Raw genomic sequence first — 19,395 nt, 5'->3', positions numbered from 1 at the left:
TCCCTCACTTCGATGGTTTCTGAAGATGTTGTTGTCGTCTCCATTCATCAATAAACAAACCTGCAAAATAGGGGTCCCATTGGGTCCCTTTTCCTTCTTCCAAAATCGTTAGCGCTTTCTCGTGACTCATCCCATTCCGATAGGGCCGATCAGACGTCATGGCGTCAAAGGCATCCGCTACAGCAATGATGCGGCCAAAAAGGGGAATATCATCACCAGCCATCCCATCCGGGTATCCTTTGCCATCATATCTCTCATGGTGAGATCGTACACCTGGCAGAAAGTCGGCCATGGCATCAATAGGCTCTATTTGCAACAAAATACTCTCTCCCTGCACGGGATGTGTACGAATAATCGCAAATTCCTCATCGCTTAGTTTTCCATCCTTCAGCAGTACCTCATCAGGTATGCCGATTTTCCCGATATCATGAAGCAGGGCTGATTTGTACAATAAATCCGCCTGTTCCTCATTCATTCCGCTTAACTTGCCAATCATCAGCGAATACTCTGCCACACGCATGGAATGTCCTGCCGTGTACTTATCTCGGGCGTCTAAAGCAGCAGCCAGCGTAGAAAAATAACTTTGCAACAGCTGTCGATTGCGTTCCTGTCTCATCTCCAGCCGATTAATCATCATATTAAAACCGGAGATCAGTGCCGAAAACTCATCCGCATATAAATCCGGAGCTCGTCTGCCAAGGTCTCCCCCCTGAATTCGGTTCATCTCATGCGTCAGTTCAGCGACTGGATCACGAACATCACGAATCAACAGCCAGCTTCCCACCAGCGCAAACCCCGCGCCCAGAACAACGATGAGAATTCCCCACAGTATGTACTCTTTCGCAAATTCACTGTCTATATACTGAAGTCTGATATATGTAGCCAGGAAAAATAGAAATAGAGGAAATAAGCCAATCAGTGCCGTACTTAGTTGAAATTTACGCTGGATCGATACCAGGATGCGACCTCCCAGTGAAGGTTCCATCCCATATTGGACTTTGCCTCGATGTCGAATCTCAAGTAACAGGGGTCTAATCGCCCGCACCGTTAGGTAATACTCAATCAGTGCATGCATGATGGCAATCAGAAAGGCGCATGCGGCGGCCACAACAATATACAAGTAAGGGAATTCAAGCCACCCTGTGGATATCATCCATATTGTTAATCCGGCTGCTGGGAGTGAAAAACCAAGCATGTGCGGACCCATGATCCGATATATGGTCTGTCCTGGGAAACGATGAATTTTCTCATACATGTGGTTTAATTCTTCTCTCTCATGATGCTCGGAAGTGAAAAACTGTCTTATGGGGCCAAGCTGTACCCACAGCGTAATTAATTCTGCAACCAGCATGAACAAGAGTGAAATCAGTACAATGAAGATGAGCCGAACAAATTGAATATTGGGTATTTGCAGAGTAGATACCATAACTACTGTACCGACAACAAAAACAGCTGCCAGTGAACCGATCAGATAATTGCGTATCAGGCGAAAGATAAATGAACGGTATGCTTCCAACTGAACCCCTCACTCTCTATGTGCAACCAGTTCTCCCTTGAGACACAGGGAGATTAAGGGTATTGCTTTCTATTTGTTTATCGGTTGCTCCGACTAAAAAAATTAATAAAATCCAATGGGTCGGCGCCAGAACTGGAAAACACAAAAAGGCTGCTCCACGACGGAGCAGCCTTTGGTGATCTATCCTATATTTATCCTTTAATCTTGGCAGCCAGAATCATTGTACCGCGCGGCTCATCTCCCATTGCATCCGGTTCAAGCGTGATGGCAACCGTATCATAGTCGTTGGCCGAATCCAATGTGTAATATACCGCTCCCGTTCCGTCACGACTAAGGAAAGTACCCGCATTCTGAGGGGTATCTCCTTTGATCAACCAGACCTGAAAAGCCTCGTTGCCTTCCAGGTTCGGCAGATTCTCAGCTTGCACAACCAGGTGAGTGCCTTTGCTGTCAATAACGATGGTTGCGAGACCCTGAGCTACAATGTCCTGCGTTGCAGGATTCAGCTTCACTGCCTCGCCAGTCTGCATGCCCTGTGCGGGCTTCAGAGCTGATGCCAGCTGCTCCTGCAGCTGCACATTCTGTGCCTGTGCCTGCACGAGCTGCTCTTGCGTAGCCGACGAGCCCGCTGCTTGCTGCGTCAGCGAGTCGATCTGGCTCTGCAGTTGCGCCGTGTACACGCCCAGCAACAGTGCCGCGGCCGCAAGGCCGGCACTGGCTATGCGCCAAGCGCTGCTGCTGCGCGCACGCGCGCGCGCTTGTGGCTGCCATGGCTGTGCCTGGGCAGCCTCTTCCACCCGGGCTGCAGGCACCGCCGTTACCGGCGGCAGGCCTGGCCCGGGCTGCGCCGCACGTTTGTGCTGCGGCGCAAGATCCTCCTGAAGCACCACGGGTGCTTCAGGCTCAGCAGGAGCAGCTGCCGGCTTCGCCTCGGTGCTCTCCTGCACATGTCCGAGCACGTTGCCCAGCACACGTGCTCGCATACCTGGCGGCGGTGCCACAGGTTCCGCCGCAAGTGGCAGGAAGCCAGTCACTTCCTGCAATTCCTTCACCTCCTGGCGACAAGGTTCGCAAGTTGCCATATGCGCTTCAAACGCCGCCACTTCCTCTGCTTCCAGTCCGCCCAGCACATACATCGGTGCCAGATCAGACCACTCCTCATGTCGTTCTATCATGGATGTATGCCCTCCCTTCCCGCGTCCGGATGCAATTCAGCATCGGCCAGCAACTTTTGGAGCTGTCGCATGGCAAGCCTGACACGGCTCTTTACTGTACCCAGCGGAATCCCGAATCGGCTGGATACTTCCTGCTGGGTTAATCCCGCATAATAAATCGATTCTATAACTTGCTGCTGATCACCATTCAGTTGGGACAACGCCTCTTTAATACGGGTGCCTTCCAATTTACGCTGCACTTCTTCTTCCGTATTCGTATGCTCATCGGCATAGGCCGCCAGTGTCTCGTGTTCAACTGAAGTAGCCGCTGCCCCTTTCGATTTCCGCCTCAGCATGTCCACTGCTATGTTGCGCGTAATCGCAAACATCCATGTGGTCAGCTTCCCCTGTGAGGCATCGTATCGTTCAGCATTATTCCAGACCCGCATAAAAAGTTCCTGAACAGTCTCTTCTGCCGTCATGGGATCACCAACGATCCGATAGGCAAAAGAATACACCGCTCGCTCATAACGGTCATATAAAAGCTCCAGTGCGGAGGAATCACGTTCCGCAATCTGCCGCATTAACCTGCTGTCCTCCATCGATTCAGTCATGCGAGGGCCCCTTTCTGTTTCTTCCCTCTTATTATAACCTACGCAGAATCTTTTGAAGAGGATTACCTCAATTGAGAAATAGATTGAAAAAATTCTGTATATTTTCAGACGAGCATTTCAGCTTCTGACTTGAAAGACCACCAGAAAAACATGTTTTTCTGTTCGCCCTTTCCTTTTTATTGCAATAAATTACAGCCTGTGGTATACTATAAGAGTTGTATCAAACAACCTCATATGATTTCTGTCTTCTTTAAACCCCGGAATATTTTCTTCATGCTGCGACCGCAGCGAACTATAAGCACAATTAACCTATGAAGATTGAAGAACCTGAATCACAATAACCCGGTAGTACAGAGTTTCACAAGATGTTCCCATTCACACTGGCGCGGTCATCGGAGCCGCAAGGACAAAAGAGAGGTAGGGCTTTTGTTGTTTTGGATATCACTTATTCTTGAGAAGATTGAAAACATACACAAAGCACCCGGAATTGGGTTCCGGGTGTTTATCCATGTCTACATACACATTTCAGCATCCTCCACAGACTATCGGACTAACCAGATCTCTGCTTTTAAAATTTTCCATTCTCCCACTGACTGCACCCCTCGATACTTACTTCCTTACTTCTCTAATTGTGCAAATAACCCCGGCCTCTAAAGCAAATGTTTACGCTCACCAGATGCTAACGAATCCTGCACACCTTATATTAAGGATTTCTATGCTATGTAAAATCTAACGAATCTCAGCCACGTTAATCCATGTCACTTCATGAATATAGGCTCCAAACATGCCCAGATTCAGATAATAAGACGTCTACGATTCGTTAAACTTGTGAAATGGCGAAAATGCATGGAATAGCGTCAGTGGGGTTCGTTAAAGAAAGTAATCCCAACGCTCCTTCACTTCTAATAAAAAAGGGACAGCGCAGGATGAAACCCTACGCTGTCCCTTTCTGAATCATAGGTACGTTATGCCCCAACATGGAACTCAAACTCGGAGTTTATTTGGAGCACCTATCGCAACGATCCACGATCAGCAAAGTCTCCTTGCACTCACAAATACTTAGATAAACATCGTTTTGGAGATGATGACCAGCAATATGAACAGTACAAGGATCGTACCCATGGAACCCCAGCTTCCGCCGCCATGACCATAGGATACTCCACAACCCTGTTGATAACCGTGCATCATTGGAGCCTGATTGGCATGGTGTCCGTATCCATAGCCATATCCCATTGGCATTGTTCCACAACCATATCCATACCCATGCATTTCATGACCTGTGTATTGGTATCCTTGCATATGCTCATAACCTCCCATATGTCCGTATACGTGTCCCTGTCCGTTCGGTGAATTCGGTTTTACTTCGCTCATTGTTCATTCCTCCTTAACATTTGCCTACACCCCTAAGCTATGTATTCAGCCTACCTCTGGACCGGGCTATCGCCCTCATTTTGACAAAATGGGCGTTTAGCCATGAGGTACCTTCCCCATTTTCGAAACATACTCCGCCCTTCCATTTCTTGAATTCCACCAATTCTTCTGTTTAACTACAAGCTATCTTAGCTTCCTGGCTCTCCACCAGCTTGTCCTCTAAAAAAAAAACCCCACCGGTTGCCCGGCAGAGCTCGCCATATTATACCCAGAAAGATTTAGTGATGATTACGAGAAGAATGAACAGAACCAGGATTGCTCCAGTCGATGTCCAGCCGCCGTATCCTACGCCTTCAACTACGTTGCTCATGCAGAACCCTCCTTTACAAATATATTAGGGTCCAAGCGGTTTATTAGATCAAGAATGCTTTAGAGATGATGACCAACAAGATAAAGAGAACCAAGATCGCGCCAGTCGATGTCCATGCGCCGCCGTATCCACCTACTACTCCACTCATGTAAACCCCTCCTTTGATTTGAGGTACAGTTCACTATATGCACCAATCACACATGGGACCGGGCTCAGGTCGAAAATGGGCTGTTTTTTTCCACCGACTATTCGCTAATTGCACCTACATAAAGGGCTAGTTCTTAAGTCGGCATGTTATGTCCAAATATGTTTAAGTCATAAATAAATCCCACAGTTATATCAACCAAATGTATGTACTATCGCTCAAAATGGATACCCATACGGTATATTATTAGCTTTTAACTTGTTAAATACAGATAAATTACCTTTTTAGTAATTATGAATACTGAAATCTTTATTTATGTTATTATTTTACTAATAAAGTAGAAAGGAGTTTCCATGCTCACCACCTAAACTAGATTATCCCAAACGAAATGATGACCTTAGAAAAAATCCCAACCGATGGGAAGCACATGAGGAGAAATTAGACATAATGAAGAAACTTATTACGATTTTGGCATTAGCCACATTACTTAGTGCTTGTGGTAATTCAGAAACAAACACAACAACCAATAGCCAAACGTCCGAAGCATCCAAGGCAACTGAAACTGTCTCAACAGAAGCAAAAGCTACGAAATACACTACATATAGTGGAGAAGGATTTTCTTTTGCATATCCTGAATCCTGGAAAAGCGTAGATACAAGTCAAATAAATGCTCCATCCATTAAAGCTGCTTTTTCAGACCAATCTTCCTCAGCCACATTTGCAGATAATATGAATCTGACGATTGAGACCAGCTCAACCGGTTCAATTAATCCTGAAGAATACGCCAATAATATAGTGGATTATTACACACAAAGCGGTTCAAGCATCGGCATTTCCGATTATAAAAAAACCAGCTACACAAACAAGCCTTATAAAGAATATAGCGCTGGTGTCTTGGAAGGAGCCTATAAGCATTCCTCGGGTACAGATGTTATCCTTGTGCAGTATCTGATTCCGACCAATACAGAACTCTATACCATGACGTTAACTTACGCCAAGGATACTTATAATCAGGATGAGATCAAAGATATCCTTGATTCCCTAAGCATTACTGCTTCTCTGGAGCAAACAGCACCAACTGCAACGACTGGAAATTCATCTGTTACGGCATCAGCTGCGGATTTCTTTAATGAGTTAACTCCGTACATTACAGAAGACACAGCCTTTATGGAGCAGGCATCTTATGATTTCTTTGGTAAACATAACGATGTATTCCCGGCCATTACGGCAGAACTAAGCAAAAAGGTACAGGGGCTCGTTGACTCCAACGTAACGACCCGTCATCTGAATAAAAATGTAGCCAACTATTACAATACTTTCGTACAAGTTAACGGGGAAGTCATTTCCGTTGAAGAAGATAGCTCTCTCGGAGCAACTTTCTCTGTCGTTCATGTCATGGATGAGAACGGAAATGATATTATAGCGTTATATCCTGCAACGACCGGAGATTTGCTTGACGGTGATTATGCCACGGTGATCGGTGCTCCAATTACCAACTTCTCTTTTGAAAATGTTGGCGGTGGTTACACCAACGCCACGTTGATTGGAGCCTCATTGGTAGTTGCAGATTAATTAAAATGTTAAATGAGTATACAAAAAGACCAGCTTAATGAACGTTAAGCTGGTCTTTTTGTCTTTCTGTTTATAAATGTCAGAAATTCACGTTAACTACACAGACAGACACAATCTAACCTTTAATTAATGATGATTTATAACATACCAAATAACCGTATATACGGATGTTTATACTAAACCATTAATTAGGCCTTGCCTGAAGTGACGTCAGTTTATCCTGAACCGATTGTAACTTCTGTATACTTGAGGCATCCGGTTTATCACGACGGTCGTCAATTTTGACGGATGTGGAAACACGCTGAGCTCCTGACAAAAACGGTGCTTCATGCAGAGCCGCAATTGCTGTAAAGATCTCGTTAAGCGGTCCCTCAATAATGGTGCTCATGGAAGTTAACTGATATGTAATGCCCCGTTGATGTTCCAATACCTTTTGCATGTCCGCCACATAACTGCTTAGACTGGTTGTACCCGTTCCGATTGGAATTACAGTCACTTCTGCTATTGCCATTTTGCTCCGCCTCCTCTGGGCCCCGTGAACAACCGCTGCCGCTAATTTTAGTCGATTTTTGACTATTTTTATTCTACCAGTTGAATGCGTTACAATTCAAACTGACGTGATGACGTCATTCAAATTGTTCAAAAATTTTTTTTGATAAATCTTCAAATCTTCCAGTCCTTTTCCTTTGCGGATTCCTGGCTTAAATGGTATACTCGGAATTACGTTTTACTGTATCGGCCCACTTTACAAACACAATATGTTGGGTTACAGTATGTTGACAGCTACAAAATGTAGTAACACTAGATTTCTCCGCTTCTATTAGTCACCTTCTGCATTCTCGCGAAAAACAGGATGAAATCACCTCCAAAGGCACGTCCCTGTAGGTGTAAATCGCTTTCTCGAAACAGAGTTGACATGGAGGTTAACGGGGCTGTTTGGACTGCATCCGGTATCCTCAAACTACAGGCACATCTGCAATAGACCAAAGCTTACATAAGCACCTTTTTCTGTCTATATCCAGAACTTCTAAGACAGTAAGAAAGCCAGAGCATCCATGGGCATTTTCAGCCGCGAGGCGGGAGAATGCTTTTTATATGAGCATGTTCTGCATTGTGCTGTTTTGTGCTCCTCAAGTTGAGCGATTTAAGATATGAACTTGTCACCGCCGTTGCAGTCTGCCAAAAGCAACCTTTACCTTTTTCTCACCGTAAGACAACACTCAATTCTTTATATAAAGAATTTCTCCAATTTATCTCTTTAACATGCGAAAGCGAGGAATATTCATGCCACAAGTTGTGACCAAGCCGAACAACCGCCAGCTTGCCTTTGATGAGATGCGTATCTCGGTATATGCCGACCGTAATCTGGAAGGACTGGAGACACTGGACAAGGAACGTCTCGTACGTGGGGTAAACAGCAAACTCCGTCGTGACGAAGTTACCGGGGACGAAATCAGCAACGCTTTTATCATGAGTGCACTGGAACTGGTAACAAAGGAAGAGCCCGACTGGAAATTTTCAGCAGCACGCGCCCTGCTCACTTCCTTGTACAAAAAAGCGGCTACCAACCGCAGATACAAGTCTTACCCGGACGAGCCTTATGGCGCATTCCATCCTCTTCTTGTAGATCTCGTGAAGAAAGGTATCTACCGCGAAGAATTGCTGGAATGTTACACCAAAGAACAGATCGACGAACTTGCTGAGTGCATTGACTACCGCAACGATCTGCTCTTCGATTACATCGGCTTGCTCACACTGGCAGAACGTTACCTCGCTCACGATTTTGATGGAAAAGTAATGGAATTGCCGCAAGAGCGTTATATGGTTATCGCCATGTTCCTAATGCACCAAGAGCCTGCCGAGAAACGTATGGATCTCGTAAAGGAAGCATATTGGGCAATGAGCAACATGTACATGACTGCAGCTACTCCTACGATGTCCAATGCAGGTAAAAAAGTAGCCGGTCAACTTTCAAGTTGCTTCATTGATACGGTGGACGACTCACTCGAAGGTATCTTCGATTCCAACACGGATGTAGCTCGTCTGAGCAAAATGGGTGGCGGCATCGGCGTTTACCTCGGCAAAGTCAGAGCTCGTGGTTCGGATATCCGTGGTCACCAAAATACAAGTTCCGGTGTAATCCCTTGGATTCGCCAACTAAACAATACAGCGGTCAGCGTAGACCAGCTCGGTACGCGTAAAGGTGCCATTGCCGTCTACCTGGACGTTTTCCACAAAGACATTCTGGCCTTCCTCGATCTGAAGCTGAACAACGGTGACGAGCGTATGCGTGCGCATGACGTATTCCACGGCATCTGTCTGCCTGACTTGTTCATGGAGCGGGTATCCACTCGCGGCGAGTGGAGCCTGTTCTGTCCTCACGAAACAAAGAAAGTGATGGGCTGGAAGGACGAGAATGGTCGTGCACTCGGACTGGAAGATTTCTATGATGAGTCCTTTGGCGAAGGTGCGTTCCGTGATAAATACGAAGAAGCAGTGAATCACCCACTGCTGTCCCGGATTACAGTACAGGCGATTGACATCATGAAGCGTGTACTTAAATCCCAACTGGAGACAGGTACGCCATACATGTTCTACCGGGATACGGTTAACCGCTCAAATCCTAACCGTGCACACGGTATGGTATACTCCTCCAACCTGTGTACCGAAATTATGCAGAACCAGTCTGCCACTGTGATTGAAAAGGAAGAACTCGTAACCAAGGATGGACAAACTCGCATTGTGATTTCCAAAGTGCCTGGCGACTTTGTTGTCTGCAACCTGAACTCCATCCATCTGGCACGTGCTATACCTCATAATGTATTGGAGCGTCTCGTTCCAATTCAGGTGCGCATGCTGGACAACGTTATCGACATTAACAACATTGAAGTGTTGCAAGCCCAATATACCAACAGCCAATATCGCGCAGTCGGTCTGGGAACGTTTGGACTTCACCACCTGCTTGCTCTCGAAGGCATTCATTGGGAGTCTGACGAAGCCGTAGCGTATAACGATAATCTGTATGAAAAAATTAACTACCTGCTCGTGAAATCCAGTATGGAGCTGTCCAAAGAAAAAGGACATTATCCGAAATTCAAAGGTTCCGATTGGGAAAGTGGTCACTACTTCGACCAACGCGAGTACACATCAGGTGAGCGCGCAGGCGAGTTCGTGACAACCGAACAGTGGAAAGAACTGCAAGCCGAAGTACGACAAAACGGTGTACGTAATGCCTGGTTGTTCGCCATTGCACCTAATGGTTCCACGTCCATCATTGCCGGCTCAACGGCTAGTATTGATCCGCTCTATGAGCTGTTATCTTATGAAGAGAAAACAACTTACAAAATTGCCAACCCGGCTCCGGATCTGTCCGAAAAAACAAGCCCTTATTACCAAACGGCGTTCCAGGTGGATCAACATGCTTCCATTAATATGGCGGCTGCCCGTCAGCGCCACGTCGATCAGGGACAAAGTTTCAACTTCTACGTTCGACCAGATATTAAAGCAACAGAATTCTTGGAATTGCATCTGCACGCCTGGAGAGCCGGCATGAAATCAACTTATTATGTTCGTAGCCGGGCATTAACGATTGAAGAATCTTGATTTTTGCGCAAGTTACGTTTTATGTATGACAGAGAAGATTTATTAGATTCAAGGTGACCACCAGGGCATCCTGTTTTGATTGCAAAATGGCGTTGCCCTGGTTCTTTTTTGCCTAAAACACGATCACAGCATCGCAAGATGTTGATATAGATGCCACATTATACAATCCTAATATATATAAAAGAATTAATGATTACACGATAACGAAGAGGACAGAACAAAGCTGAAGAAGCGAAGCTAAAAGCTTTCTGTAAGAAAGCTACTTCGGAAGCATACACATCGCCTTTATCACCGGATTTTCCCCCTTGAAAGAGGATCAAAAAAATCAGGGGATAACAGTGATCGGAAGGTTGTTCTGTCATCGTAGTTATACAGTGTAAATTCATTCAAGGAGTGAACGGAACAATGCAAGTACAGAAAATTTTCAATACCGAAGCCCCTAACCAATCAACCCGTATTATTGAAGGTGAATGCTCCGGTATCCTGAACTGGAACGACATTCGCATGCCACATATGTACAAATTGTACAAAGTACTGCTACTTAACCACTGGATCGCAGACGAGATTCCCATGTCCAAAGATGCTTCCCAGTTTGCCCAATTAGACGAGGAAGAGCAACGTACGTTTAAAATCAACATCTCTCTGCTCGCGGTACTTGATTCCATGCAGACGATGTTTGTGGGTGACGTAAAACGTTACTTTACCGATTCTTCACTCGAAGCGATCTCGGCCATTATCGGACAACAGGAAGTTGTTCATAACCAATCATACTCCTACGTCCTGTCTTCCATCGTATCGGATCGGGAGCAAAAGGAAATTTTCGAATACTGGAAACATGATCCAGTCCTTCTTGACCGTAACCGTTTCATCGCAGACATCTACCAAACATTCCGGGACGAGCCGTCTCCACAGACGTTCTTCCAGGCTATGGTAGCCGATCTCGTACTCGAAGGTATCTTCTTCTATAGTACGTTTGCCTTCTTCTACAACCTGGCCCGTGACCAGAAAATGATGGCAACCAGCCAGATGATCTCGTATATCCAACGGGATGAAAACCAACACTGTTACTTCTTCGCCGAAGTGTACAAACAGTTGCTGGTAGACTTCCCTGAACTGAACACACCTGAGAACATGGACTACGTATACAAAACAATCCATCGTGCTGTTGAGCTTGAAACCAACTGGGCTCATTACACACTCAGCAACGTGCGTGGTATTGACCTGAACGAGTTGGAAGATTATATCAAGTACATCGCCAACAAACGTCTGCGTCTGATGGGTATGGAAAAAGCGTATGAAGGTGTGGACGTAAACTGCATGCCTTGGATCAAACCATTCTCTGATGAAGCATTAAATGCAACCAAAACAGACTTCTTCGAAGCTAAATCCCGTAACTACGGTAAAGTTGGCGACGATAACGGATTTGACGATTTGTAAACCCAGCTAATTGCATTCTTCAATCATTCATAATGATCACATTAAAGCACTCCTTGTTCGTAGAAAGCCATCGTGGTTGTCTACAAGCGGGAGTGTTTTTTTACCTCTGAACCTTGTAAAATAGTTGGAAGAGATTCTCATCCCCTACTGAAGTGAGGCCTAATCATGGAAAAAGAACTGCTGGAACAAATCAACTTGTGGCATGAGCAGGACCAATTCAGTCTCATTATTGAACGTATTGAACGAATCCCCGTCTCAGAGCGGGATTATGATCTGATTGGTCAACTCGCCAGAGCCTATAACAATGACGCACGTTACCGCGAAGCCATTCAACAACTGTTGTCTGTCGAGGAGCAAGGGGTAAACGACCCGCTGTGGCATTATCGCATAGGGTACGCGTACTGTTATATCGCCGACTATGAACAAGCACTATTGGCGTTTGAGAGAGCTAACGAACTTCAGCCCCATGATGAATCAACCCTTGAATTCCTAAGTCAGATTCGACCTTTTACCGAGAAGATGCGACGGGATCGACAACGCCATGAAGAACAAGTGACAGCATGGGAGCAGCATGGCACGTTGAACCATCTTCGTGCTGCTTCAGGAACGTACGATCCAGTGACATTCTGGAAGCAGAGTAATTATGCACGGGATAACCATGTGTCGGCCCCCTTTGACGAAGACATGATTGTATCTCTTGAACACGAATTTGGTTACAAGCTCCCTGCCTCCTATATTCAGCTTATGCATACCCAAAATGGTGGAATCCCTGCACGAACGGTGTTCCCAACCGAAGAAGCAACCTCCTGGGCTGTGGACCATATTGAGATTTCAAGTATTTTGGGGATCGGCCGGGACAAGATGTATTCCCTTGGAGGAGAGTTTGGGAGTCGGTTCATGATCGAAGATTGGGGATACCCTGACCTGGGGATTGTGATCTGTGATTGTCCATCCGCTGGCCATGATGTCGTTATGCTGGATTATCGTTTCTGTGGTCCTGAAGGCGAACCCTGTGTCGTTCATGTGGATCAGGAAAATGATTATGAGATTACATATCTTGCGCCGAATTTTGAAGCTTTCATCCGTGGATTGGTCGATGAGGATTGGTATGACCTGTCTGACGAAGAGAATGAGGACTAAACTTCAGGAGGATCTGGCCATATGACAACCCGTATCTATTTTGGTTCCAATCAACTTGGCGAAGTGGCTGCCATTTCATTGCAGGACGCGCTGAATGAACTTGAACTGGGAACCCTTGAAGACTATCAACGAACGGATAAAGGGGTTATGGGGCAGACCTTGCTCATTCGAACTTCCCGTGGAGAGTATATTCTGAAAGGCAATCCTTTATATGCAGGACAGTTACAGGAAGAAAAGTTCTTTGTAGAACAACTGGCGAAACATACGTCCATTCCTGTCCCTGACCCCTATTTATTACAGGAAGATACCGAACTTCTGGGCTGGAGTTATGCCATCATGCCGCGCCTGCCCGGGAATCACCTGTATGATCCGGTATTCCAGGCTTCACTGTCACAGCAGGATCAGGAAGAGATCGCCTGTATGCTTGCTCATACTTTGGCTGAGCTGCACCGCTGGAAGGTGCCTGACGCCGGGGAATATGATCCTGTAGCGCAGCAGATTGTTTCCTTTGCAGGCGATTATCTGGACTGGTTGTACGGAACCATTCGCCACTGGTTACATGACGCGGAGCAATACTCGGTGATTACGGATGAAGATGTTCGGTGGGTGGACGATCAATTCAAGAATGCTGAACCGGCATTTCGTTCCAAAGCTGTTCCGAGTTTTGTCATGGGAGACTTCAAGGTCGAGAATATTCTGATTCAACATGTGGGCGACCGTTCTTCTGGGTGGCAGATTAGTGGCCTGTTTGATTTTACAACCGCCTATTTCGGAGACGGCACAGCCGACCTAACCAAAATATCCACCAGGTATGTTCGTGAGGGTCAACCAGAGCTGGCTGCACAGTTCCTTCGCTGCTACCGGGATCTGATCTGTGCAGCAGATGAGGAGAAGTGCCAACACTTCCGCACACGTCTCAGCATGCATCTGCTCTATCAACGTATCTTGCGGTGGGGGGAAGCCAAAGCGACAGGACAAGTGACGTGGGCAGCCGACCTGCCTTTTGCACAGTGGGCGCAGCAGTCCATTAATTCGATTGTCGCATTGCTAGATTAGTAGAATGTATCGTTCCATATATGTCGCCCAACATACGGGCGCACGTATAAAACCGCCAGAGATCATCCTTGATCTTTGGCGGTTTTCCTCATCTCAATATATTTAAGTCAACGATGGAATCTCTCAACTTAGGCTTGTGCAACGGGTGACTCCTGATGTTTCTGCAAAAACTCCAGCATCCGGCGATACACGAGAATCTCATTTGTCTTTCTGGAGAAGCCATGGCCCTCATCGTCCAGAACGATATATTCCACATCAAGTCCCTTCGACTGGAGCGCAGCCACGATCTGATCGGATTCGGCCTTCACGACCCTTGGATCATTGGCCCCCTGAATGACCAGCATTGGGTTAACCATCTGATCGAGATACGTAATCGGTGAATCCTTGGTTAAGCGTTCGCGGTCACGGACCGGATCACCCAGCCAGTTATCCATCATCGGCTTCCAGTCTTCCGGTACGGATTCCAGGAATGTGAACAGGTTACTTGGCCCAAAAATATCAACCGCAGCCCGGAACAGCTCCGGATGGCGCCCTGCCAATAACAGGGTCATGTATCCCCCATAACTTCCACCTACCACAAACAACCGCTCTGGCGAGGTAATTCCCTGATCAAACAGCCAGTTGATCCCGGCAACGCAGTCCAGTCTTGGCCCTTCGCCCCAATCTCTCTCAACCAATTTAACGAATTCCGCACCATATCCGGTACTGCCACGGAAATTCGGTGCAAAGATATGATAGCCCTGAGCGAGCATCATCTGGAACATCGGCCGGAAGAACTTCGCTTCCGAGGCTTGCGGCCCTCCATGTGGCCAAAAAACCGTATAACCATTGGCCTGCTCCGGCTTTGCTTTGAACAAGAGCGCTTCGATCTCCAGTCCGTCGTAGGAGTTATACCGAATAACGTCAGGGTACACGAGATCACTTGGGTGCAGTCCGGTTACCCGATTGGCAGTCAGCGGCTTCCAGGACTCAGCACCTGCCATTTTGCGATAAATGTTATGCGGCTGGATTGCTCCACGTCCGAGGATATACACATTACCAGCCTTGGTAACGTTGACCTGCTCTATCGTATCCAGCGGCATCTCTACGCGCCGAGGCTCGGCGGCATTTTTGCCCAATACGTACATACGATTTTCCGGTCCTGTAAGTGTCCAGAAATATAAGGTCTGGGAAGCCTTATGCCAGCGGATAAACTCTACGTCTTCCCCTTCGATTTGGCACACTAGACGGAATTCACGGGTATCGATGCGATATTCAGCCACATAGGAATATGCCGAGTCGTCATTGGTAATGAACAGAAGGCGATTATCATCTGCAAAAATCAAATCGGATACCTGACTATGACGTTCTGAGGCAGGCAGAATTACCATTTCTTCATCGTTACGATACAGATGCGCCGTCTGATACGTATTCGAGTACATTTTGAGAATGACATAACTCTTCTCGTCAGGACTTACGGCAACCAGGCTGCTCGTAACCTCTTCTCCACTGTATAACAGTTCATCTTCACCTGTCTCCAGATCGATGCGGCGTGAATTCAGATAATTCGGATTACCCGCGCTGGTGACATAATAGAGACGCTGTCCATCCTCGGACAACTCAGCGAAATAACAGCGATCATTCGGTTCTGCCGGAACCACAGGCAGTGGAACACCACCCTCGGGTGGGAGTGTATACAGATGATAGTTCTCATCTCCATCCCGATCAAACGCGGTAAGCAGATGACGTCCTTGCGGGTCTGCCTTGATAAATTGACTGCTCTGATTCAAGTATGTTAAAGGATACGGGTATCCTCCAGGCAAATCCATCGCCCAAATATTCGGCTGACCGTTCAGATTGCTGTCCATGAACAAACGTTTCTCGTCTGCCGATACGGCAAAATGCGAAATGCGGTACGTCTGAAAATATTGCTCGACATCCGGTTTAGGGAACTGAATCATGACAAACCTCCTTGGAATTGAACCAATGAATTTAACATTGGTAAATTAAGGTACCATTTGTCCATATTATAGGTAATGCCAATGTTTAGACAATAGATATGTAAGATTTAATTACAGATCCCCTCATCGCTTTGCATATTTTTATCCATATTCATCCAGTGAATGAGTGGTATTTGGCTCCCTGTCACGCATAATGATGCGGAGTAGCCTTTGCCCATTTTCAAAGACTGCAACACATACTTCTGTCCGGCCCATTCCAGCAAATGTTCATGATGATTTATAGCTTGTGCCGTATTCAGATTCCTCCACTGCCCACATAAAGATTGACCTGAAGCCTTGATCCAGGCCTCCTTGCCTGTGAGAATGTTCCACAGCAAAAAAGAAGAATCTTCCCCGGAACACATGGCTTCCAGCACATAATCCCGCTCCTCTTCCGTCAGGAAACGTTGGATGATGGCCTGCTCTCTTATCAGTGGGCGTACCCATTCCACATCTATGCCAATTGCGTTGTTACTGGATGCAATCGCCAGTACACACAGCCCATTCGTATGCGAAAGGCTGAATTGCGGACCTCCCACGAGATAAGGCTTTCCGGAAGTGCCGTATTCAAATCGAATATCCCTTGCCTGAAGCTGCATGTACTGTGCCAGTACTCTTCGCAAGAAAACCCTTGAAATCATCCAGCAATGAGCCTGTAGCCGTGAGGTTGTACTGATTCTAGCCATACGTTCATGTTCGTCTATACTCATTGCATCGGATTCCATGGTAGTCGCTGTCTGCAGTTGATCCTCCCTTATGGGTAAAGTCTGTGTCCAAATGTGGACCTCCGGTTCTCCTGAAAATGGCGTGAACGTATCATTCCCTTGTTCCCTCATTGCCAGAAAGCTGCTGATTGTTCCGGTTCTGGAATTCATAAAGCCCTCCTCCCTATGCGGGGTTAGGTACATGCTAACGTATAACAACCATCCGCAGACGAGCAGACGTTGCAATAGTTCTAAGACCACTCCTAACCTCTTCTTCTGTTAATTCAAGTGCATACGTGCCAAGCTGCATATAATCCAGTCCAATCACCTCATATTCGGAGACGTGCATGCATCGCTGTTTTAACGAATCCATGTCTGCATAATACTTGCTTAACCACTTCATCCGTGCATAGTTGAAGTTGGATAGGGACAGCGTTCCGTTCTGAATATGCTCACACATCTCCTCAACCCGGTTATATAAAGAAACGGGATCTGCTGAATACCCACAAGCATTCGAAAAGGCAAATTCCTTACGATAATAGTGGTCCCATTCTGCACCCTTATGAAGCAGACCCAACTCCATACATTCCGCGTAGAAATCGGAAGTTTCACCCAGTAAAGCTTCAATGCCGATCATGCAAGCGATTTGCTCTTTCAATTGCATCCCATCTTCTGCACGGAACCCATACCTTACAAGCGGCAAGGACAATCCGCATTCAATCTCCCGATATTGCTTATTGAAGTCCTCGCCCAAATAGTCGAGTGTAACTTCTGGCAGGTAGGCATCATTCAGTGATTCTTTTGCAGGGAATTGTTCCAGCATGTCCACAATGAACTCCGCTTCAACCGGACCCGCTACTGCTACTGCCATTCTTCCTGTGTCATAGCGAGTATTGTAAGCATGATTCAGCTCATCCGTTGTCATTTGATACAGACTATCCGGTGTACCTGCAACATCCATCGTGATGGGGTGATTGCTGCCATACATCATCTGAGTCAACTGCTGCAAAGCTCGCCAGGAGGGCTGGTCTGCATACATGGACAGCTCCTGATGAATGGCGGACCGTTCCTGTTCCAGATGCATCGGGGTGAAATATGGAGTAGCTAGCATGCCGGTGAACAACTCCAGACTTCGTTTCAAATCGCCTGTGCAGGCCATTTGATAAGTTGTTACATCGTAACGTGTCAATGCAGATGTCGAAGCTCCCAGAGTATGAAATAGCGGCTTGACGGGTCGTTGATCCGGATTGTAGAACATCATATGCTCAAGGAAATGCGCTCTGCCAGGCAGGGCTGCATCATGGATTGAGCCATAGGACACGGACCACGAAACAAAAGTATGATGGAACTGGGGTTCGGGGAAAATGTGGACCGACAGACCATTGGATAAACGCCTGCGGACAGGTGCGATATTCACAATACTATTCATGAGTCACCTCCTGCACTGGTGCAGAATATTCACTCTCAGGATACAAAATCCAGGTGACAGCCTTTTTCATGCCAGAGGCTACCTCGGCCACTTGTTCCGCAGTAACGCAGGATATGGCTTCCAGGAATTGCGGAGTTGTCATCTGGACCCGGTTGAGCAATCGATCGATATGAAGGTTGACCACCTGCTCAGGCAGATCGTATCCCACTTGCACATAATGCATCACATTCTGAATAGCTCTATTCAGCTCCACTTCCTGAATGTCTCCGCTGCATATCCTCAGCCATTCAGCATCTATCGCTTCAAGCACATCCGTCACATATCCACTGCTTGTTCCCGTTGTCACATGAAGCGTTCCCCGATAATCATCCAGTGTGCTGTAGATCTGATACACCCATTGCTTTCGTTCACGAAGCTCGGATTGAAGTCTGGAAGCAGGCGTAGCGCCAAATAGGGAATGAAAAAGAAACAGTGCAGGATAGTCCGACGATCCATACGTAACCCCGGTGGTGAAGGTCACATTAATCTTGCATTGCTGAATATCCATCAGCTCAAGCATCATCTCGCCTTCCTCCCGGCGCTCAGTAGGTTGACCATGCCCGATCACAGATGGGATAGCTCTCCCCTCAGCCGTGACAAGCAATGGCACAAAGGTCTCCATGACCTGAGCTATCATCACATCCGACTGGAAATCACCGATCACATGAATATGTAGTGGGCTGCAAAGCACCTCCCGGTACCATTGCTGCAGTTCACCATCACGCACACAATGCTGCAGTTGCTCCACGTCGGCATCCCTGCTTCGTTCCGCATACCCAAGCCACTCCAGACTGCGCCCCTGTACCACCTTGTCCCAATTGGAAACATCATAGCCAGCATGATGTTCTGCCCAAGCAAGTTCCTCCTGGATCTGTACTTCATCAAAATCGAATACACCCTGAAGGCTCGATCCAAACAACATATCTGCGAGCAGCTTCAGCGCATCGAGCGTCCGTGCATCGGTCCCGGGCAACAACCCTGCAGGGATACGCAACCGAATGGATGCGAGCTGAGTCTCCCCCTTCTGCTCCAATTCGCATCTTAGCTCATCGGCATACATAGACCATAGTTGCTGCCGTAGCTTTCTTTTGCCGAGTGAATCCTGCCTGAAAAGCAGCCGCACAATGACTGCAAACACCGCTGCTGGAATCCTTCCCTGTTCGTTAACGATACCCAGGTGGAGATAACAGTTGGCGTATTGGCTTGTTGGCATCACATGGATCGATAGACGATTGTACTGCTCCGTAATGAAAGACTGCATTCTTG

General features: G+C 46.9%; 16 protein-coding genes. 5 read left to right on the top strand and 11 right to left on the bottom strand.

The annotated features are described in order from the left end of the window. Positions 1 to 4 precede the first annotated feature (4 nt). The 6 genes from MHB85_RS02810 to MHB85_RS02785 all read right to left on the bottom strand — a co-directional run bounded on the left by MHB85_RS02810 (position 5) and on the right by MHB85_RS02785 (position 5,173). Positions 5 to 1,516 carry an HD domain-containing phosphohydrolase gene (locus MHB85_RS02810; protein ID WP_091018592.1) on the bottom strand — a complete coding sequence of 504 codons (1,512 nt, stop codon included), beginning with the start codon at positions 1,514 to 1,516 and terminating at the stop codon, positions 5 to 7. 191 nt (positions 1,517 to 1,707) lie between these two features. After that, complete coding sequence (locus MHB85_RS02805; protein ID WP_091018590.1) at positions 1,708 to 2,691, bottom strand: anti-sigma factor; 984 nt, start codon at positions 2,689 to 2,691, stop codon at positions 1,708 to 1,710. Continuing rightward, positions 2,688 to 3,284: an RNA polymerase sigma factor gene (locus MHB85_RS02800; protein ID WP_091018589.1), complete on the bottom strand. Its 597-nt coding sequence runs from the start codon at positions 3,282 to 3,284 to the stop codon at positions 2,688 to 2,690. Before MHB85_RS02800 ends, MHB85_RS02805 begins: the two co-directional genes overlap by 4 nt. Before the next feature lie 1,059 nt (positions 3,285 to 4,343). Next, positions 4,344 to 4,655 carry a hypothetical protein gene (locus MHB85_RS02795; protein ID WP_017690878.1) on the bottom strand — a complete coding sequence of 104 codons (312 nt, stop codon included), beginning with the start codon at positions 4,653 to 4,655 and terminating at the stop codon, positions 4,344 to 4,346. A gap of 262 nt (positions 4,656 to 4,917) precedes the next feature. Beyond that, positions 4,918 to 5,025 (bottom strand): hypothetical protein, encoded by a 108-nt coding sequence (locus MHB85_RS02790; RefSeq protein WP_017690879.1) that lies wholly within the window; start codon positions 5,023 to 5,025, stop codon positions 4,918 to 4,920. Positions 5,026 to 5,068: 43 nt separating this feature from the next. Continuing rightward, positions 5,069 to 5,173 (bottom strand): hypothetical protein, encoded by a 105-nt coding sequence (locus tag MHB85_RS02785; protein WP_017690880.1) that lies wholly within the window; start codon positions 5,171 to 5,173, stop codon positions 5,069 to 5,071. Positions 5,174 to 5,617: 444 nt separating this feature from the next. Between MHB85_RS02785 and MHB85_RS02780 the strand changes: the two genes are divergently transcribed. Further along, a complete protein-coding gene (locus MHB85_RS02780) occupies positions 5,618 to 6,742 on the top strand; it encodes a PsbP-related protein (protein ID WP_341072339.1) in 1,125 nt (374 codons plus the stop codon). Positions 6,743 to 6,926: 184 nt separating this feature from the next. On the opposite strand, the gene MHB85_RS02775 is transcribed toward MHB85_RS02780, so the two are convergent. After that, a complete protein-coding gene (locus MHB85_RS02775) occupies positions 6,927 to 7,253 on the bottom strand; it encodes an MTH1187 family thiamine-binding protein (protein WP_017690882.1) in 327 nt (108 codons plus the stop codon). A gap of 773 nt (positions 7,254 to 8,026) precedes the next feature. Here MHB85_RS02775 and MHB85_RS02770 point away from each other — a divergent pair. From MHB85_RS02770 to MHB85_RS02755, 4 genes are all read left to right on the top strand, one after another. Next, complete coding sequence (locus MHB85_RS02770; protein ID WP_091018585.1) at positions 8,027 to 10,345, top strand: ribonucleoside-diphosphate reductase subunit alpha; 2,319 nt, start codon at positions 8,027 to 8,029, stop codon at positions 10,343 to 10,345. A 405-nt stretch (positions 10,346 to 10,750) separates the two neighbouring features. Then, entirely contained in the window at positions 10,751 to 11,782 is a 1,032-nt protein-coding gene (locus tag MHB85_RS02765) for a ribonucleotide-diphosphate reductase subunit beta (protein WP_091018583.1), read from the top strand. A 165-nt stretch (positions 11,783 to 11,947) separates the two neighbouring features. Then, positions 11,948 to 12,922 carry an SMI1/KNR4 family protein gene (locus tag MHB85_RS02760; protein WP_091018581.1) on the top strand — a complete coding sequence of 325 codons (975 nt, stop codon included), beginning with the start codon at positions 11,948 to 11,950 and terminating at the stop codon, positions 12,920 to 12,922. Positions 12,923 to 12,943: 21 nt separating this feature from the next. Continuing rightward, a complete protein-coding gene (locus tag MHB85_RS02755; protein ID WP_341072338.1) occupies positions 12,944 to 13,978 on the top strand; it encodes a phosphotransferase family protein in 1,035 nt (344 codons plus the stop codon). Positions 13,979 to 14,106: 128 nt separating this feature from the next. Here the strand turns inward: MHB85_RS02755 and MHB85_RS02750 are convergent, their stop codons facing one another. The 4 genes from MHB85_RS02750 to MHB85_RS02735 all read right to left on the bottom strand — a co-directional run bounded on the left by MHB85_RS02750 (position 14,107) and on the right by MHB85_RS02735 (position 19,390). Continuing rightward, on the bottom strand, positions 14,107 to 15,918 hold the full coding sequence (locus tag MHB85_RS02750; protein ID WP_091018577.1) for a S9 family peptidase: 1,812 nt from the start codon (positions 15,916 to 15,918) through the stop codon (positions 14,107 to 14,109). A 107-nt stretch (positions 15,919 to 16,025) separates the two neighbouring features. Continuing rightward, positions 16,026 to 16,832, bottom strand: a complete 807-nt coding sequence (locus MHB85_RS02745) for a 4'-phosphopantetheinyl transferase family protein (RefSeq protein WP_179198599.1) — start codon at positions 16,830 to 16,832, stop codon at positions 16,026 to 16,028. 34 nt (positions 16,833 to 16,866) lie between these two features. After that, on the bottom strand, positions 16,867 to 18,090 hold the full coding sequence (locus tag MHB85_RS02740) for a M16 family metallopeptidase (protein ID WP_091018573.1): 1,224 nt from the start codon (positions 18,088 to 18,090) through the stop codon (positions 16,867 to 16,869). Next, a complete protein-coding gene (locus MHB85_RS02735; RefSeq protein ID WP_091018571.1) occupies positions 18,083 to 19,390 on the bottom strand; it encodes a M16 family metallopeptidase in 1,308 nt (435 codons plus the stop codon). Before MHB85_RS02735 ends, MHB85_RS02740 begins: the two co-directional genes overlap by 8 nt. Positions 19,391 to 19,395 lie beyond the last annotated feature (5 nt).

This window comes from Paenibacillus sp. FSL K6-4396 (assembly GCF_038002525.1).
Taxonomy (GTDB): domain Bacteria; phylum Bacillota; class Bacilli; order Paenibacillales; family Paenibacillaceae; genus Paenibacillus; species Paenibacillus amylolyticus_B.
Note: the sequence above shows the minus strand (reverse complement) of the source record. Positions and strands in the feature narration are given on the sequence as shown.

What these genes read in the sequence shown, in the direction of transcription:
- MHB85_RS02805 (WP_091018590.1), bottom strand. Translation starts at nt 2,691, where the DNA reads ATGATAGAACGACATGAGGAGTGGTCTGATCTGGCACCGATGTATGTG.
- MHB85_RS02800 (WP_091018589.1), bottom strand. Translation starts at nt 3,284, where the DNA reads ATGACTGAATCGATGGAGGACAGCAGGTTAATGCGGCAGATTGCGGAA.
- MHB85_RS02795 (WP_017690878.1), bottom strand. Translation starts at nt 4,655, where the DNA reads ATGAGCGAAGTAAAACCGAATTCACCGAACGGACAGGGACACGTATAC.
- MHB85_RS02790 (WP_017690879.1), bottom strand. Translation starts at nt 5,025, where the DNA reads ATGAGCAACGTAGTTGAAGGCGTAGGATACGGCGGCTGGACATCGACT.
- MHB85_RS02785 (WP_017690880.1), bottom strand. Translation starts at nt 5,173, where the DNA reads ATGAGTGGAGTAGTAGGTGGATACGGCGGCGCATGGACATCGACTGGC.
- MHB85_RS02780 (WP_341072339.1), top strand. Translation starts at nt 5,618, where the DNA reads ATGAAGAAACTTATTACGATTTTGGCATTAGCCACATTACTTAGTGCT.
- MHB85_RS02775 (WP_017690882.1), bottom strand. Translation starts at nt 7,253, where the DNA reads ATGGCAATAGCAGAAGTGACTGTAATTCCAATCGGAACGGGTACAACC.
- MHB85_RS02770 (WP_091018585.1), top strand. Translation starts at nt 8,027, where the DNA reads ATGCCACAAGTTGTGACCAAGCCGAACAACCGCCAGCTTGCCTTTGAT.
- MHB85_RS02765 (WP_091018583.1), top strand. Translation starts at nt 10,751, where the DNA reads ATGCAAGTACAGAAAATTTTCAATACCGAAGCCCCTAACCAATCAACC.
- MHB85_RS02760 (WP_091018581.1), top strand. Translation starts at nt 11,948, where the DNA reads ATGGAAAAAGAACTGCTGGAACAAATCAACTTGTGGCATGAGCAGGAC.
- MHB85_RS02755 (WP_341072338.1), top strand. Translation starts at nt 12,944, where the DNA reads ATGACAACCCGTATCTATTTTGGTTCCAATCAACTTGGCGAAGTGGCT.
- MHB85_RS02750 (WP_091018577.1), bottom strand. Translation starts at nt 15,918, where the DNA reads ATGATTCAGTTCCCTAAACCGGATGTCGAGCAATATTTTCAGACGTAC.
- MHB85_RS02745 (WP_179198599.1), bottom strand. Translation starts at nt 16,832, where the DNA reads ATGAATTCCAGAACCGGAACAATCAGCAGCTTTCTGGCAATGAGGGAA.
- MHB85_RS02740 (WP_091018573.1), bottom strand. Translation starts at nt 18,090, where the DNA reads ATGAATAGTATTGTGAATATCGCACCTGTCCGCAGGCGTTTATCCAAT.
- MHB85_RS02735 (WP_091018571.1), bottom strand. Translation starts at nt 19,390, where the DNA reads ATGCAGTCTTTCATTACGGAGCAGTACAATCGTCTATCGATCCATGTG.